Origin of the sequence: Pseudochrobactrum saccharolyticum (genome assembly GCF_008801715.1) — a bacterium.
Taxonomy (GTDB): domain Bacteria; phylum Pseudomonadota; class Alphaproteobacteria; order Rhizobiales; family Rhizobiaceae; genus Pseudochrobactrum; species Pseudochrobactrum saccharolyticum.
This window is the reverse complement of sequence record NZ_VZPG01000001.1, coordinates 1,347,208-1,363,438: the sequence shown is the minus strand read 5'-3', so window position 1 is coordinate 1,363,438 and position 16,231 is coordinate 1,347,208. Positions and strand designations below refer to the sequence as shown.

Here is a 16,231-nt window from a genome sequence, read left to right as displayed (position 1 = left end):
CCCTGTCATCACAGGGGCGCTCTCGCTTCATTAAGACAGCGAAACAAGGTTAAGTTCTTCTGATATAAGGCAGTTTCATCATGGCAGGCCCCGGCGATAACACACGCGAACGTCCTAAAGGTCCGGTCGATTCCGAACCTTTCAAACGCGCGGTCACAGCCTGTGTGCGTGCAATCGCCGGCAGCAATGAATTTGAGGTCGGCTTCAGCCATGACCGTCCGGCACTGACCGGCAATCATGCCCGTCTGCCGGATCTGCCAAAGCGCCCGACTGCAGAAGATATTTCCATAATCCGTGGTCTTGGTGACTCGATGGCGCTGCGTCATGCGCGCCATGATCCGCGCATTCATGCGCAGCTTGCACCGCAGGGGAGCCAAGCCCGCGCTATTTATGACGCCGTAGAACAGGCTCGTGTTGAAGCGATCGGCGCTCTGGCTATGGAAGGCGTGGCCAGTAATCTGTCGGCCATGCTGGCTGACAAATATAGCCGCGCCAATTATTCCGCGATTACCTCGCGCGATGATGCGCCGATTGAAGAAGCCATCTCCCTTCTGGTTCGTGAAAAACTCACCGGCTACCGTCCGCCTGTACAGGCAGGCAATGTTGTTGAGCTGTGGCGCGACTGGATTGAAGACAAAATCGGCGACCGCCTCGAAACACTCGGCGACCGTCTGAACAGCCAGCAGGATTATGCCCGTCTGGTGCGTGAAATGCTGGTTGCACTGGATATGGCTGAAGAACTGGCCGAACCATCCGAGAGTGATGACGAGGAAAGCCAGCAGGAAGAACAGGCTGATCCGGAAGAATCGCAGGAAGGTGCATCGGAAGAAGATGCAGAAAACCAGTCCGGCGACGGCGACAGTTCTGAAGACACCAATGATGACCGTGAGCGCGGTGATCTGGAAGCTGAAGATGCCGCCTATGAAGATGCTGATGACGGTGAAGAGGAAGATGCGGAAACACCGGGCGAAGCGCGCCGGTCTAACCAGCCGTTTTCCGATTTCGACAAGCATCATGACTATAAAGTTTTCACCCGTGAATTTGACGAGATCGTAGAAGCAACCGATCTCTGCGATGATGCGGAACTGGATCGTCTGCGTGGTTTCCTCGACAAGCAGCTGGCGAATTTGCAAGGCGTTGTCGGACGTCTCGCCAACCGTCTGCAGCGCCGTCTGATGGCGCAGCAAAACCGCTCATGGCTGTTTGATCTGGAAGAAGGTCATCTCGACAGCGCCAAGCTGGTGCGTGTGGTGATTGACCCGACTCAGCCGCTGTCTTTCAAAACCGAACGCGATACCAATTTCCGCGATACGGTTGTGAGCCTGATTATCGACAATTCCGGCTCGATGCGCGGACGCCCGATTACTGTGGCTGCCACCTGCGCCGATATTCTGGCACGCACGCTGGAACGCTGCGGTGTAAAGGTTGAGATTCTCGGCTTTACCACCAAAGCATGGAAAGGCGGCCAGTCCCGTGAAGCATGGCTCGATCGCGGCAAACCTGCCCAGCCGGGCCGCCTCAATGATCTGCGCCATATCGTTTATAAAGGCGCTGATGCCCCTTGGCGTCGCGCACGACGCAATCTCGGCCTGATGATGCGTGAAGGCCTGCTGAAAGAGAATATCGACGGTGAAGCGCTGATGTGGGCGCATAACCGTCTGCTCGGCCGTCCTGAACAGCGCAAAATCCTGATGGTGATTTCCGATGGTGCGCCGGTTGATGATTCGACCCTGTCGGTTAATCCGGGCAATTATCTGGAACGTCATTTGCGTGCAGTGATTGATGAAATCGAAAACCGCTCACCGATTGAGCTGATTGCGATTGGTATCGGCCACGATGTGACCCGCTACTACCAGCGTGCGGTGACCATTGTTGACGCGGAAGAACTGGCCGGCGCAATGACCGAGCAGCTCGCCTCGCTGTTTGACGATCAGGATCAGCCCAAAGCCCGGACAGCACGGCGCTGATTTGCAAAGCTGAATAAAAAAGCCTCCCGAGGATGATCTCTTCGGGAGGCTTTTTTAATGGGCTTGCTCTGCAGGTGCTTACCGGATAGCCGGTTTAGCAGCGTCAGATTTGCCGGCGCCATAGATTGACGGGGCAAACAGTGCCAGAATCGCTCCGTAAGGCACCAGCATCACCACACTCATCAGAACCTTGATACCAAAGTCACCAAGCGCCAGAGACAGCCACAGCGGCATTGCAAGGCCAAACCACTGCACCTGATCGGTCATAGAGCTGTCAGCCAGCCCGAAAGCCGTATCAAGCATGCTGAACGGTGCGGCAAAAGCCAGCGAGAAGAACAGGATTGTATCCAGCACAGAACCGCAAAGTGCTGCCGCCAGCGGTGCTTTCCACCAGCGCAAACGACGCAAACGGCTGAACACACTGATATCCAGCAATTGTGCGAACAGGAACGCACTTCCTGAGGCCACAGCAAGGCGCGGGCTTGCAAGCCAGATCGACATGATAACACCCAGCGCAAAACCGGCATAAACGACCTGACGGGCGCGCTGCGGGCCAAAGCGGCGGTTGGTCAGATCATTGACCAGAAAGGCAAACGGATAAGTGAATGCGCCATAGGTAAGAATATCCTGCAAACCGAAATAATGAACCGGATATTGCACAAGGATATTGGAGGCGGCGACGGCCGCACACATGGCCAGAACGGGAAAAATCAACGCTTTAATAGCGGAATTATGCTGTAGAGGCATTTTTTTATCCTGGGTAATGGAACCAGCAAAAAGGCCGGACGAACCGGCCTTTAGCAAAACTAAATTCAGCCGTAAAAGCTATTAAGCAGCAGCTTCGGCCAGTTTCTTGGCAACCTGACGCTTCAGCAGACGTGCGCGCTGTGACAGTTCATTGTCAGAAGCTTTCGCAAGGAATGCATCCAGACCACCGCGATGCTCAACAGTACGCAGCGCATGCGCAGTAACGCGCAGACGGTAGCTCTGGCCCATTGCATCGGACATCAGGGTTACATTGCAAAGATTTGGCAAATAACGGCGACGCGACTTGTTGTTCGCATGGCTTACATTGTTGCCGTAGAGGACCGCTTTACCGGTCAGTTCACAAGCGCGGGACATTGGTCTCACCTTCAAAATTCTGTTTCAGGCCCCGGCACAAATATCCGATACCGTCTTCGCTACTATCATAATCAATCCGTGATTGATATGTCGCGGCGCGCAATATCGGACAGCGGCCCATTGGGAAAGTCGGGTTTCTATAGTGAAAGCAGCCCTTCCCGTCAAGCCGTTTCAAGCTGATTACGGGTTCAATTGCAGGAATGACAAGGAATTGACTGTCATTGACTGCATTTTGCCGCTTTTATCATACAAATAGCGGGCACAAAAGTCACCAGTTCTGCATTTTCAGACTGGGTGCTGCACATTATCCGCTCAGGTGAGTCTCAGGGAGATCTGAATGATGTTTACGGACAAGGCTGCAAGAATCCATACCGCAACCGATCAGAACCGGATATTTGCAGCAGCAATTCTCACTGCCCTCTCCGTAATGCCCGCTACCGCTTTTGCCGCTGATTCCGGCTACCGCACGGAATATGGTATTTCCGTTTTCGGCATAACAATCGCGCGTTCCGAACTGAACACCAGAATCACGAATAATGCCTACGCACTCGACGGAAGTTTTCACAGCTCCGGTGTTGCCCGTATTTTTGACAGTACCAAAGGCTCCATCGCCATTAATGGCAATATGCGCAAGCAAGGCACTGCCGCCGCTGTTCAGCCCGTTTCTTATCTCACCACCTATCGCAGCGGTAAAAAACACAAGCGTACAGCTATCAGCTTCAAAAACGGTTCTGTCAGCGCTTTCGACAATCAGCCGCCGATCCGGAAAAATGATCCGTGGGTGGAAACCCGCCCCGATGATCTGAAAGCAGTCTTTGATCCGATCAGCGCGATGATGATTACCAGCCCCACTTCCGCAGCAGTCTGTAACCGGACATTACAGATCTTTGACGGGCAGACACGCGCGCAGATCCGGTTAAGTCCGGCAGGAACTGAGGCCTTTTCGATCAAAGATTTCGACGGCACTGCAATCACCTGCAATGCTAAATTTGTCCCTGTCTCCGGCTATGAAAAAGACAAGAAATCCGTGCGCTATCTGGCGGACAAAAGCAAAATCACTATCAGCTTTGCCTCGCTGAATACGGATAAACAGGGTGCGGGAATTTACGCCCCTGTGGCCGCCAGTGTCGGCACACAGATCGGCACGGTTAAAGTCCGCGCAACACGTTTCGAGCAGACGAAATGATTAGCAATATGCCCAGAGCGTCAATTATTCGCCAAGAAGCTTATGGATACGGTCAATATATTGTTTGCCGAAAGTGATATGCGCCGGATTGATGCCCTTTAATTCATCAACAAGCTGTTCTTCATTTTCAGATTCCACAGCGCTTACACTGCTGACCAGAGCGAAATAGCCGTAAATATAATCCTGCGCGGTCAGGCCGTGTTTTTCGAGCACAGCCATCACTTTCGGCTGCTTTTCAATACGGGCAGCCAGCGCCTTTGGTGAATGATCGCCGGTTCCGGCCTCATCATCACCGCTGCCGGACATATCCATGGTGTTGAGCTCGGCCTGTGCGGCTTCCATCTTGGTCAGAAACTTCTCATCAAGCGGATAATTATTCACTTCCGCCGGCACTTCCGGTTTGGCCACTTCCGAAAAGCTCTGCGCAAATGCCGCATGACCGGTCAAAGGCATAACAGCGAAAAAACCCGCTGCGAGAAAAGAACCGGCGATAATTGTAACAGCCGGACGGCGGAACAGACAAACCATACTATACCTTTGCCTCAAACGGCTTTTGTCAAAAATGATCTTTGCGTTTACGCAGTTCCGCAAAAACCTGCAACTCGCTGGCATCTTCCATCCCAAGCTGTTTGCGCACTGCACTGTCATGCACGCGCAAGAACGGATTGGTGGCCATTTCCAGCCCGATACTGGTTGGCAGGGTCGGCAGACCTTCCGCCCGCAGCCGCTCAATCTCACGACCGCGCTCTTTCAATGCCGGATTGGTACCGTCAACATCGAGCGCGAAACGCAGATTATTCAGCGTATATTCGTGCCCGCAATAGACTTTTGTATCAACCGGCAGCAAAGCCAGCTTTTGCAGCGATGCATACATATCTGCCGGTGTGCCTTCAAACAGGCGTCCGCAACCCAGCGCGAATAATGTATCGCCCGTAAAAGCAACTTTTGCCTGCGGCAGATAATAGCTCACCTCTCCGGCCGTATGACCGGGTGTAGAAATCACCTGCACTTCAAACGAGCCGAATTGAAACCTGTCACTGTCTTTCACGCCGCGATCCGCACCCGGAATCTTTTCCGCTGCGGGTCCTGTGATCTGTGCACCATAGATGCGTTTCAATGCTTCATTCGCATCGACATGATCGAGATGATGATGGGTCGTAAAAATATAATCGAGCTTCCAGCCGCGACGCGCCAAAGCCGAACGGATTGCCAGTTCTTCCGGCGCATCAATTGATGCTGTCAGTCCCGTTTCCGGATCATGAATCAGAACACCGAAATTATCTTCGCGACAATAGAACTGTTCAATTTCAAGACGAGCCATCCGTTTCGCTCCCGATTATTTTTTATCCGCCGATGCTGCGTCATCCTCTGTGCCCCATGGCACCAGAGAATGTTTTTTTATCAATGGCAGCTGGAACATTGTAAAAGCAATGGTCAGCGGCATGACGCCCCACACTTTGAATGTGACCCATGTATCGGTCGGAAAATTCCGCCATACAACTTCATTAATCACAGCCAGCACGAAGAAAAACAAACCCCAGCGCAATGTCAGCTTACGCCAGCCTTCCGCATCCAGCTTGAAAGCCTGATCGAAGACATAGCCGAGCAAAGCTTTGCCAAACAGCAGACCGCCCAGCAGAATCGCACCGAACAGGCTGTTAACAATGGTTGGTTTCATTTTTATGAAAGTATCATTGTGCAGCCACAGCGTCAGCGCGCCGAAAACCAGCACCACAATACCCGAAACCAGCGGCATGATCGGCAGGCTGCGTGTCATGATCCATGATACAACCAGCGCAATCACAGTGGCGGCCATAAACAAGGCCGTTGCAATAAAAATCGGCTGACCGATCTGTGCCAGAACCGGAAAACGCTCAACCAGCCACTCACCGCGCGAATTGGCAAAAAAGAACACCAGCAAAGGCCCGAGTTCCAGTGCCAGTTTTAACAGCGGCGGCACTTCCTTGCGTTGCGGGTCAGACGGATCGCGCTCAAAAATATGATCGTTCATCGTGCTTCTCCTGCAATCGCTCCGGCAAAATCCTGTGCCGTAAACGGCTCAAGATCATCAATCTGTTCACCGACACCGACAAAATAGACCGGCAATTTATGTTTGGCGGCAATCGCCACTAGAATACCGCCGCGTGCGGAACCGTCGAGCTTGGTCATGACCAAGCCGTTCACACCGGCAATATTTTTGAAAATTTCAACCTGATTAAGCGCATTCTGACCGGTGGTAGCATCCAGCGTCTGCAACACTGTATGCGGCGCTTCCGGATCATGTTTACCAAGCACGCGCACAATTTTAGCCAACTCATCCATCAGCTCGGCTTTGTTCTGCAAGCGCCCTGCCGTATCAATAATCAGCACGTCGCTGCCGGCATCTTTGGCCTGCTGCCATGCGTCATATGCCAGACCGGCAGCATCGGCACCAAGCTTGGATGACACAACCGGTGAACCGGTACGCTCGCCCCAGATATGCAATTGCTCAATCGCTGCGGCGCGGAATGTATCGCCTGCTGCCAGCATCACTTTCAATCCGCCTGCGGTCAGTTTTGCCGCCAGCTTGCCGATTGTTGTGGTTTTACCGGTACCATTCACACCAACCACAAGAATGACATGCGGCTTGTGCGACAGGTCAAGTTCCAGAGGCTTCGCCACGGGCACCAGAACTTTTTCGATCTCGGAGCGCATAATGCGGCGCACTTCATCGGTCGAAATATCTTTGCCATAACGACCCGAAGACAGGCTGTCTGTGATACGCATCGCGGTTTCCAGACCAAGATCAGCCTGAATCAGCACATCTTCCAGTTCCTGAAGTGTGTCTTCATCCAGTTTGCGCTTGGTGAAAATGCCGCCGATGGAGTCGCCCAACTGCTGTGAAGAGCGCGACAAACCGCTGCGCAGCCGCTCAAACCATGACAGTTTCTTTTCCGGTTCGGCTTCAACGACTACTGGTTCCTGTTTTGCCTCAACCGACTTGCTGACTGTCACCTTTACCGGTTTTGGCGCAGGAACCACTTCCGCATCAGCATCGGTAATTTCAGGCTCGGCTTCAGGATAGACCGGTGTCAGCTCAATGGTTGCCGGATCAGCAATCACCGGTTGGGAAAGCAGTTCCTCAACCTTTTCCAGAAAAGTCTCGTGAGGCGGCTCTTCCGCCTGCAGCTTCTCTTCAAGGTCGGTCTCATCCGGCTCCGGCGTATCATAAACCGGTTTCAGTTCAATCGTCGCCGGATCAGCGATGACAGGCTGGGAAAGCAGGTCTTCGATCTTTTCCAGCACAGTCTCATGATGCGGTTCAACAGGCGTGTGTTCTGCTGCAACCGGTGCGCCCTCTTCCGCTAAAGGCGACAGGACTTCCTCTGACGGAGCGGAAGATACCTCTTCCTTTTTGCCGAAAGAAAAAATCTTTTTTATAAAACCCATAGCCATGAATACAGCGCTTCTTATTTTCGAATGATAATCAGATATTTTGCGGAACAGCCAGCAGCTTGTCCCCATCATGACCGGAGATCACGCGGCTGACAATCTGTCCTGCTGTCAGATCCTGTGTATCCAGCCCAGTCAGTGTAAAGCCTTCAGTCCGACCTAAGCCACCACGTTCTACCAGAATATTCTGCACGGTGCCTTTGAGACTTTCCAGATGCAGGCGATAAGCCGCATCACCGGCAACACGCAGACGGGCAGCGCGTTCCTTAATCACCTCACGACGCAATTGCGGCATGCGTGCGGCAGGCGTGCCTTCACGCGGACTGTAAGGGAAAACATGCAAATGGCTGAGGCCGCATTCTTCGACAATACGGATAGAATTCTGGAACATCTCTTCCGTCTCGGTCGGGAAACCGGCGATAATATCCGCACCAAATACGGCATCAGGACGCAGCTTGCGCACATCTTCGCAGAAACGGATGGAGTCATCGCGTAAATGACGACGCTTCATCCGCTTGAGGATCATATTATCCCCGGACTGCAATGAGAGATGCAGATGCGGCATCAGGCGTTTTTCATTAGCCAGCGCTTCCATCAGGTCTTCATCCGCCTCAATCGAATCGATGGAAGATAAACGCAGACGCTGCAAATCCGGTACCTGCGCCAAAACGGTTTTCACAAGTTTGCCGAGACGTAAATTGCCCGGCAGATCAGGCCCGTAGGAGGTCATGTCCACGCCAGTCAGCACCACTTCGGCATAGCCGTTGCCGACCAGTCTCTTGACCTGCTCAACCACACCGCCCATCGGGACAGAGCGGGAATTACCACGGCCATAGGGAATAATGCAGAAAGTGCAGCGATGATCACAGCCATTCTGCACCTGTACAAAAGCACGGGCACGGCCTTCAATCGCATCCACCATATGGCTGGCGGTTTCGCGCACTTCCATAATATCGTTGACGCGCACCTTCTCGAACTGGTTCACACCAAAGTCCGGCAACATGCGATAAGAATTGGATTTCAGTTTTTCTTCGTTGCCGAGAACCAGATCAACCTCGTCCATCGCCGCAAAATCATCAGCACCGGTCTGCGCTGCACAACCGGTCACAATAATACGGGCTTCCGGATTATCCCGACGTGCTTTACGAATGGCTTGGCGTGCCTGACGCACCGCTTCCGCCGTTACCGCACAGGTGTTGAAAATAATCGCGCCGTTTTCCAATGTACCGAGACCGGCCTCATCAGCTTCGCGTTTCATCACTTCGGATTCATAAGTATTCAGCCGGCAGCCGAATGTTACAACCTCAACCGCCATAATCAGGCACCTTCCGCTGTTGTGTCTTTTGCCCAAAGACCTGTTGCCGGATCAAACTGCCCCGAAAACTCCCATTCAGCCGGTCCTGTCATTAAAACATGATCATCATCGCGCCAGTCGATCTGCAATGGCCCGCCCGGCACAATGACTTTTACATTGCGCCCCGTACGGCGTGTGCGTGCCGCCGACACACCAGCGGCACAGGCAGCAGAACCACAAGCCCGTGTCAGACCAACACCACGCTCCCAGGTGCGGATGGTCAGCTCGTCTTTGCCTGTAACCTGCGCGATAGAAATATTTGCTTTTTCCGGAAAGATCGGATGATTTTCCAGCAATGGCCCGAACTTATCCAGCTCATAGGACCAGACATCCTGATCCACCCAGAAAATCGCATGAGGATTGCCCATCGACGCCACAGACGGCGAATGCAGCACCGGTGCATCAATCGGCCCGATCTGCAATTCGATCATGCGGGTATCACGAAATTCTTCTGCAAGCGGAATAGCCTGCCATTCGAAACGCGGCTTGCCCATATCCACACGGATCTGGCCATCCGGCAGTTCCTCGGCCAGCAACAAACCTGCCAGTGTCTCAAAGGTAAATTGTGATTTGCCGGTTTCCGCCGCAAGTGCCTGCACCACACAGCGTGTGCCATTGCCGCAAGCCTGCGCTTCACTGCCATCGCAATTAATAATGCGGATATAATAATCCGTACCCGCCGTTTTCGGATCATGGATCGCCATGATCTGGTCAAAACCGGTCGCAGCATCAGCATTCAGTGCGCGCGCAGCATCAGGCGTGATCCGGTCACTCCGGCCGCGCATATCCGCCACAATAATTTTATTGCCAAGGCCATTCATTTTGGCAAAAGCAGCATCAACTGACATAGCTACAGACATAGTTTCACAATTATAAGATATATTCCGGTTACGGCATATCAGCAGCCTTAATGCGGAACATCGACAAAATTCGGTTCGCAGAGATACGAAAAACAGGCAGCATCCGAAGATTTTGCCTGAAAACTCATCCTGAAAGCGCTTCACACTTTGCGCAAGGCACTCCGGATATACATTTACAGGCCTATATGGCGGAACTTCTCTCAAATTGCCAGTATATGTGCCAATGATTCGAAAAGCAGTGATGCGTTTTTGCCTGAAATCTGCCTTGGAGGCAGATCGTGCCTTGGCCTGCCGGTAAAATATGTTTATCTTTAAAACATAATCTGCTCAAATTTTGCTGCCAGACAGGCTTTCACATTGTCAGGCCATAACCTGTCAGATTAAAACAAGGCTGAAGCCGTAAAATCGTGCAATCCTACTTATTTCCCTTTTGTTCAATGATTCCTTTTGATTACAAAATGGTCTAAAGTGCAGCGGATTTTGCCTCAATATTGACCTGAGGACGGAACTGTTTCAAAGATTCCGCTTCGGAAACCACACTATCAAGGAGATGGGTATGGGAGTTTCTAAGATTGGCCTGCTCGGACTTGCAGCTGCCACCATTCTCGCCGGTTGCCAGAGTTCGCGTTTTGACAATATGGCCAGCAACACTCCCCCGCAGGCACAGCCTGCTCCTTTGCGCCCTGCTCCGACGACATCGGTTCAGTCCGGATCGCTGAATGATGTGAATGCATCGCAGTTTCCAGCCAATCCGAATGATATGAATTCACAGCCGCAGGGCAATACACAGGTTGCCAGCCTGCCGCCTGCATCGTCCGTAGACCTGACACCGGGCAAAGTTGCTGGTGTGTGGAATGCATCACTTGCCGGTCAGAGCTGTAAAGTTGCCACCCCGCAGACCAAATTCGGTCAGGGTTACCGCGCGGGTCCGCTGCGTTGCCCGGGTGAACTCGCCAACCTGTCCTCATGGTCGGTCAACGGCAAGCAGCTGGTTCTCTATGATGCAAATGGCGGCACTGTAGCTTCGCTCTATTCATCTGCTGACGGCCGCTTTGACGGTCAGACTTCCGGCGGCCAGCCGATCAGCCTGTCCCGCTAAAAACTTGCTGACATTATAGAATTATAAAAGCTGCAGACACAATCTGCGGCTTTTCATTTATAGAACAGCGCCTGAATGAGCCCGAATGAGGTTGTCATGTCTTTCAATGAAACGCTGAAAGCCTATCCGTCCGTATCAGAACGCTACGACTCTCTGGCCATGGCCGGAGATATTGAAGCAGACCCGCAGCAGCAGATTCTGGCAAAGCGCTTTGATGCTTTGATCGATGCGATTTGCAGCAAACGCCTTTCGCGCAAATCCAGCGCACTGGGCTGGCTGTTCGGCAAATCCAAAAAAGTGGCTGAGCCGATCAAGGGCTTATATATTCATGGTGAAGTCGGCCGCGGCAAAACCATGCTGATGGATATGTTCTTTGAATTGCTGCCGGTTGAACGCAAACGCCGCGCACATTTCAATGATTTCATGGCTGATGTTCATGAGCGTATTCATGCTCACCGTCAGGCTTTCAAAAAAGGTGAAACCAAACAGGAAGACCCGATCCCGCCGGTTGCTGAAGCACTGGAAAAACAGGCATGGATTCTGTGCTTTGATGAATTTACTGTCACAGATATTGCCGATGCGATGATCCTGTCGCGTTTATTCTCGGCGCTGTTCGAGCGTGGCGTGGTGCTGGTTGCCACATCCAATGTGGCACCGGATAATCTCTATCCGAATGGTCTCAACCGTCAGCTGTTCCTGCCTTTTGTCAGCATTCTCAAAACCCGTGTTGATGTGATCAATCTGGATTCGCGCACGGATTACCGGCTTGAAAAGCTCGATCGCCAGCCAGTCTATCTCACCCCGCTCGGGCTTAAAACAGATGCCAGAATGGATGAGGCATGGCATGTTCTGACGGAAGGCGGGCTTGAGACGGCAGAGGTTATCAAGGTTAAAGGCCGCAGCATTCATCTGAACCGCACTGTCGGCAAAGCCGTGCGTGTGACTTTTGATGAACTTTGCGCCAAACCGCTGGCTGCTGCAGACTATCTGGCGATCATGGCGCGTTTCCGCACTATGTTTATCGATCATGTGCCGGTGCTGGATCTTGCCAAGAGAAATGAAGCCAAACGTTTCATTCTGCTGGTGGATACACTTTACGACCAGCGCGCCCGTGTTATCATCTCTGCCGCAGCGACACCCGACAAACTCTATAGTGCCTCCAGCGGCACAGAAGCTTTTGAATTTGACCGTACCGCATCGCGTCTTTTTGAGATGCAGAGTGCGGAATATCTTGAAGCATTTGAGACAAATGAATCAGCTGCAATACGGGCAACAGCCTGAGTAACAGGTGAAACACAGGCCAATTCTCTGATCGTCACTATTTTGTGACGATCATGGCCTAATTTATGCCAGTCAGGGGAATCATAAGAGCACTTATGATTCATCAAATAAGCATTCCGCAATCGGGCTGACTGTAAGCCATTCTGAACAAACAAAAATCAGCTGTAAGCGGACAAAAATTCCGGTAAAATTCCTTTCCCTGATTTCATGATATGAAACAGGAAAAACTTCGGCTTTTGTCAAAAATGACTTACGTTTACGTAAGAACATATTTAGCTAAACGATTGAAATCTTTAAATACAAAATTATTAGTTGAGTTATTTTGAAAACGGGCATATCGACCATACAGCGTAATGGCCTCTGCGGGCGTAACCGATCGGAAAGCTCGAGCAGAGGTAAAGCTGTTTTAGTTAGATTTTAGATCAGGGAAGTAACCAGCATGGCTCGCAATAAGATTGCTCTCATCGGTTCAGGCATGATCGGCGGAACGCTCGCCCATATGGCCGGTCTCAAAGAGCTCGGTGACATTGTGTTGTTCGATATCGCCGAAGGTATCCCGCAGGGCAAAGGCCTCGATATCGCGGAATCCTCACCGGTTGACGGTTTCGATGCCAAGTTCACCGGTGCCAATGACTATGCCGCCATCGAAGGCGCAGATGTTGTTATCGTTACCGCCGGTGTACCGCGCAAGCCGGGCATGAGCCGCGATGACCTGCTGGGCATCAATCTGAAAGTCATGGAACAGGTCGGCGCCGGTATTGCCAAATACGCCCCTGATGCTTTCGTAATCTGCATCACCAACCCGCTTGATGCGATGGTTTGGGCTCTGCAGAAATTCTCCGGTCTGCCAGCAAACAAAGTTGTCGGTATGGCTGGCGTGCTTGATAGCGCCCGTTTCCGCTACTTCCTCGCTGAAGAATTCAACGTTTCCGTTGAAGACGTCACCGCATTCGTTCTCGGCGGTCACGGCGATACTATGGTTCCTTCCAGCCGCTATTCGACCGTTGCCGGTATTCCTCTGCCGGATCTGGTCAAAATGGGCTGGACCACACAGGACAAGCTCGACAAGATCATTCAGCGCACCCGCGACGGCGGTGCTGAAATCGTTGGTCTGCTGAAAACCGGCTCTGCTTATTACGCACCGGCTTCTTCCGCTATCCAGATGGCTGAATCCTACCTCAAGGATAAGCGCCGCGTTCTGCCTGTTGCAGCTCAGCTGACCGGCCAGTACGGCGTGAAAGACATGTATGTCGGCGTACCGACCATTATCGGTGCGAACGGCGTTGAACAGGTTATCGAAATCCAGCTCGACAAAGAAGAACAGGCCGCATTTGAGAAATCAGTTGCTGCAGTTCAGGGTCTTTGCGACGCCTGCATCGCGATTGCACCAAATCTGAAATAAGCTCCCTTATTCAAGTTCTGGGATGTTTCGGGGCGCTTTTCCCAAAGTGGCCCCGAACTGGTCTCTGGAACTTCATATAAAAATCACGAAGCCTGTCTATCAACACAAGTTGAAACAACAGGTTTCAGGAGCGCCCTTAAAAGGACAACCAGATGAATATTCACGAATATCAGGCTAAGCGCCTGCTCCACTCCTACGGCGCACCGATTGCCAACGGCGTGGCTGTTTACTCCGCTGAACAGGCTGAAGAATGGGCAAAGACCCTTCCTGGCCCGCTTTATGTGGTCAAGAGCCAGATCCATGCCGGTGGCCGCGGTAAAGGTAAGTTCAAAGAACTGCCAGCCGATGCTAAAGGCGGCGTGCGTCTTGCCAAATCCATCGAAGAAGTTGTTGCCAACGTTAAAGAAATGCTCGGCAACACTCTGGTGACCAAGCAGACCGGTCCTGCCGGTAAGCAGGTAAACCGTCTTTACATCGAAGATGGTGCGGACATCGACCGCGAACTGTATCTCTCCCTGCTGATCGACCGCTCCGTCGGCCGTCCGGCTTTCGTTGTTTCCACCGAAGGCGGTATGGACATCGAAGCTGTTGCGGAAGAAACACCGGAAAAGATCATCAATGTTGCAATCGATCCTGCCAAAGGCGTGACCGATGAAGACAATGCCAAGCTTGCCGATGCTCTTAAGCTCGAAGGCGAAGCCCGTGAAGACGCTCTGAAGCTGTTCCCGATCCTCTACAAAGCTTTTGTTGAAAAAGACATGAGCCTTCTGGAGATCAACCCGCTGATCGTCATGACCAATGGTCGTGTACGCGTGCTGGATGCCAAAGTATCCTTCGACGGCAATGCTCTGTTCCGTCATCCTGACATTCAGGAACTGCGCGATCTGTCGGAAGAAGACGAAAAAGAAATCGAAGCTTCCAAGCATGATCTGGCCTATGTTGCCCTCGACGGTAATATCGGCTGCATGGTCAATGGTGCCGGTCTTGCTATGGCAACCATGGACATCATCAAGCTTTACGGCGCAGAACCGGCAAACTTCCTCGATGTTGGCGGCGGCGCTACCAAAGAAAAAGTAACAGCTGCATTCAAGATCATCACTGCTGATCCGGCTGTTGAAGGTATTCTCGTGAACATCTTCGGCGGCATCATGAAATGCGACGTTATCGCTGAAGGCGTGATCGCTGCTGTTAAAGAAGTTGGCCTTAAAGTTCCTCTGGTCGTTCGTCTCGAAGGCACCAATGTTGAGCTCGGCAAGAAAATCATCAACGAGAGCGGCCTGAATGTTATTTCAGCTGACGATCTCGACGATGCAGCGCAGAAAATCGTTGCTGCAGTGAAGGGAAATTGATCCATGTCTATTCTTGTAAACAAGGACACCAAGATTCTCGTTCAGGGTCTGACCGGTAAGACAGGTACTTTCCACACTGAACAGGCTCTTGCCTATTACGGCACCCAGATGGTCGGCGGTATCCACCCTAAAAAGGGTGGCGAAACTTGGACCGGTTCCAAGGGCGAAAACCTGCCGATTTTTGCAACTGTTGCTGAAGCTAAAGAACGTACCGGTGCAGATGCATCCGTAATCTACGTTCCGCCTGCAGGTGCAGCCGATGCCATCATCGAAGCAATTGAAGCTGAAGTCGGCTTCATCGTCTGCATCACCGAAGGTATTCCGGTTATGGACATGGTACGCGTGAAAGAACGTCTGGAACGTTCAAAATCACGCCTGCTCGGCCCTAACTGCCCGGGCATCCTGACCCCTGAAGAATGCAAAATCGGCATTATGCCGGGCAACATCTTCAAAAAAGGTTCGGTCGGCGTTGTTTCCCGTTCCGGTACACTGACTTACGAAGCTGTGTTCCAGACCTCCAATGAAGGTCTCGGCCAGACCACTGCTGTCGGTATCGGCGGCGATCCGGTTAAAGGCACAGAATTCATCGACGTGCTGGAAATGTTCCTCGCAGACGACAACACCAAATCGATCGTTATGATCGGTGAAATCGGTGGTTCGGCTGAAGAAGAAGCAGCTCAGTTCCTCAAAGACGAAGCCAAGCGCGGCCGTAAGAAGCCAATGGTTGGCTTTATCGCCGGTCGTACTGCTCCGGAAGGCCGCACCATGGGTCATGCCGGTGCTGTTATCTCCGGCGGTAAGGGCGGCGCTGAAGACAAGATTGCAGCTATGGAAGAAGCCGGTATCCGCGTTTCCCCATCGCCTGCACAGCTCGGCAAGACTCTTGTTGAAGTTCTCAAGGGCTAAAACCTTTGGGTTGAAGCTCTCAGGGGTAATCCCTTTGAACTAAAAAGAATATTGGCAGTCGCACTGCGTGACTGCCTCTAAAAAGCCCGGTTCGTGGCCCATGGCACGCCTCAAGCCCCGAACCGGGTTCACTAGACTAAAACTTATGCCCGTTTCTGTTGGAAATCAGTACAAACGCACTATTTCTCAGAACAGAGACAACAGACCAGCAACTTAAAACGGGACCGGAAGATTTTCCGGTATGGCCGGTATAAGGAGACGGAGTGGATACTC

General features: G+C 52.2%; 14 protein-coding genes and 1 pseudogene. 7 read left to right on the top strand and 8 right to left on the bottom strand.

Annotated elements, in window-relative coordinates:
• Window positions 1-80: 80 nt before the first annotated feature.
• The gene (gene cobT / locus F7P81_RS06065; protein WP_151158865.1) at window positions 81-1,967 is read left to right on the top strand and encodes a cobaltochelatase subunit CobT; all 1,887 of its coding nucleotides are present in this window, start codon (window positions 81-83) and stop codon (window positions 1,965-1,967) included.
• Between the two features lie 78 nt (window positions 1,968-2,045).
• Here the strand turns inward: cobT and F7P81_RS06060 are convergent, their stop codons facing one another.
• Complete coding sequence (locus tag F7P81_RS06060; RefSeq protein ID WP_246176038.1) at window positions 2,046-2,714, bottom strand: VUT family protein; 669 nt, start codon at window positions 2,712-2,714, stop codon at window positions 2,046-2,048.
• Window positions 2,715-2,795: 81 nt separating this feature from the next.
• The gene (rpmB, locus tag F7P81_RS06055; RefSeq protein ID WP_022712289.1) at window positions 2,796-3,089 is read right to left on the bottom strand and encodes a 50S ribosomal protein L28; all 294 of its coding nucleotides are present in this window, start codon (window positions 3,087-3,089) and stop codon (window positions 2,796-2,798) included.
• A 337-nt stretch (window positions 3,090-3,426) separates the two neighbouring features.
• On the opposite strand from rpmB, the gene F7P81_RS06050 reads away from it, so the two are divergent.
• Window positions 3,427-4,275, top strand: a complete 849-nt coding sequence (locus F7P81_RS06050) for a DUF3108 domain-containing protein (protein WP_151158864.1) — start codon at window positions 3,427-3,429, stop codon at window positions 4,273-4,275.
• 24 nt (window positions 4,276-4,299) lie between these two features.
• On the opposite strand, the gene F7P81_RS17190 is transcribed toward F7P81_RS06050, so the two are convergent.
• The 6 genes and pseudogenes from F7P81_RS17190 to dapF form a co-directional block, all read right to left on the bottom strand.
• Window positions 4,300-4,803: a hypothetical protein gene (locus tag F7P81_RS17190; RefSeq protein ID WP_022712287.1), complete on the bottom strand. Its 504-nt coding sequence runs from the start codon at window positions 4,801-4,803 to the stop codon at window positions 4,300-4,302.
• A 28-nt stretch (window positions 4,804-4,831) separates the two neighbouring features.
• A complete protein-coding gene (gene gloB / locus F7P81_RS06040; RefSeq protein ID WP_151158863.1) occupies window positions 4,832-5,596 on the bottom strand; it encodes a hydroxyacylglutathione hydrolase in 765 nt (254 codons plus the stop codon).
• Between the two features lie 15 nt (window positions 5,597-5,611).
• Entirely contained in the window at window positions 5,612-6,286 is a 675-nt protein-coding gene (locus F7P81_RS06035; protein WP_022712285.1) for a septation protein A, read from the bottom strand.
• A pseudogene (ftsY, locus tag F7P81_RS06030) lies at window positions 6,283-7,290 on the bottom strand (signal recognition particle-docking protein FtsY); the annotation flags it as partial. The gene F7P81_RS06035 and the pseudogene ftsY, both read right to left, overlap by 4 nt.
• Window positions 7,291-7,741: 451 nt before the next feature.
• Window positions 7,742-9,022 (bottom strand): tRNA (N(6)-L-threonylcarbamoyladenosine(37)-C(2))-methylthiotransferase MtaB, encoded by a 1,281-nt coding sequence (mtaB, locus tag F7P81_RS06025; RefSeq protein WP_151158861.1) that lies wholly within the window; start codon window positions 9,020-9,022, stop codon window positions 7,742-7,744.
• 2 nt (window positions 9,023-9,024) lie between these two features.
• Window positions 9,025-9,909 (bottom strand): diaminopimelate epimerase, encoded by an 885-nt coding sequence (dapF, locus tag F7P81_RS06020; RefSeq protein ID WP_151158999.1) that lies wholly within the window; start codon window positions 9,907-9,909, stop codon window positions 9,025-9,027.
• Window positions 9,910-10,477: 568 nt separating this feature from the next.
• On the opposite strand from dapF, the gene F7P81_RS06015 reads away from it, so the two are divergent.
• From F7P81_RS06015 to sucD, 5 genes are all read left to right on the top strand, one after another.
• On the top strand, window positions 10,478-11,020 hold the full coding sequence (locus tag F7P81_RS06015; RefSeq protein ID WP_028233952.1) for a protease inhibitor Inh/omp19 family protein: 543 nt from the start codon (window positions 10,478-10,480) through the stop codon (window positions 11,018-11,020).
• A 96-nt stretch (window positions 11,021-11,116) separates the two neighbouring features.
• Window positions 11,117-12,301 carry a cell division protein ZapE gene (zapE, locus tag F7P81_RS06010; protein WP_151158860.1) on the top strand — a complete coding sequence of 395 codons (1,185 nt, stop codon included), beginning with the start codon at window positions 11,117-11,119 and terminating at the stop codon, window positions 12,299-12,301.
• Between the two features lie 439 nt (window positions 12,302-12,740).
• Window positions 12,741-13,703, top strand: coding sequence for a malate dehydrogenase (gene mdh, locus F7P81_RS06005; protein ID WP_022712278.1), 963 nt, complete (start codon window positions 12,741-12,743; stop codon window positions 13,701-13,703).
• 152 nt (window positions 13,704-13,855) lie between these two features.
• Window positions 13,856-15,052, top strand: a complete 1,197-nt coding sequence (gene sucC / locus F7P81_RS06000; RefSeq protein WP_022712277.1) for an ADP-forming succinate--CoA ligase subunit beta — start codon at window positions 13,856-13,858, stop codon at window positions 15,050-15,052.
• Window positions 15,053-15,055: 3 nt separating this feature from the next.
• Window positions 15,056-15,958, top strand: coding sequence for a succinate--CoA ligase subunit alpha (gene sucD, locus F7P81_RS05995; protein ID WP_022712276.1), 903 nt, complete (start codon window positions 15,056-15,058; stop codon window positions 15,956-15,958).
• Window positions 15,959-16,231 lie beyond the last annotated feature (273 nt).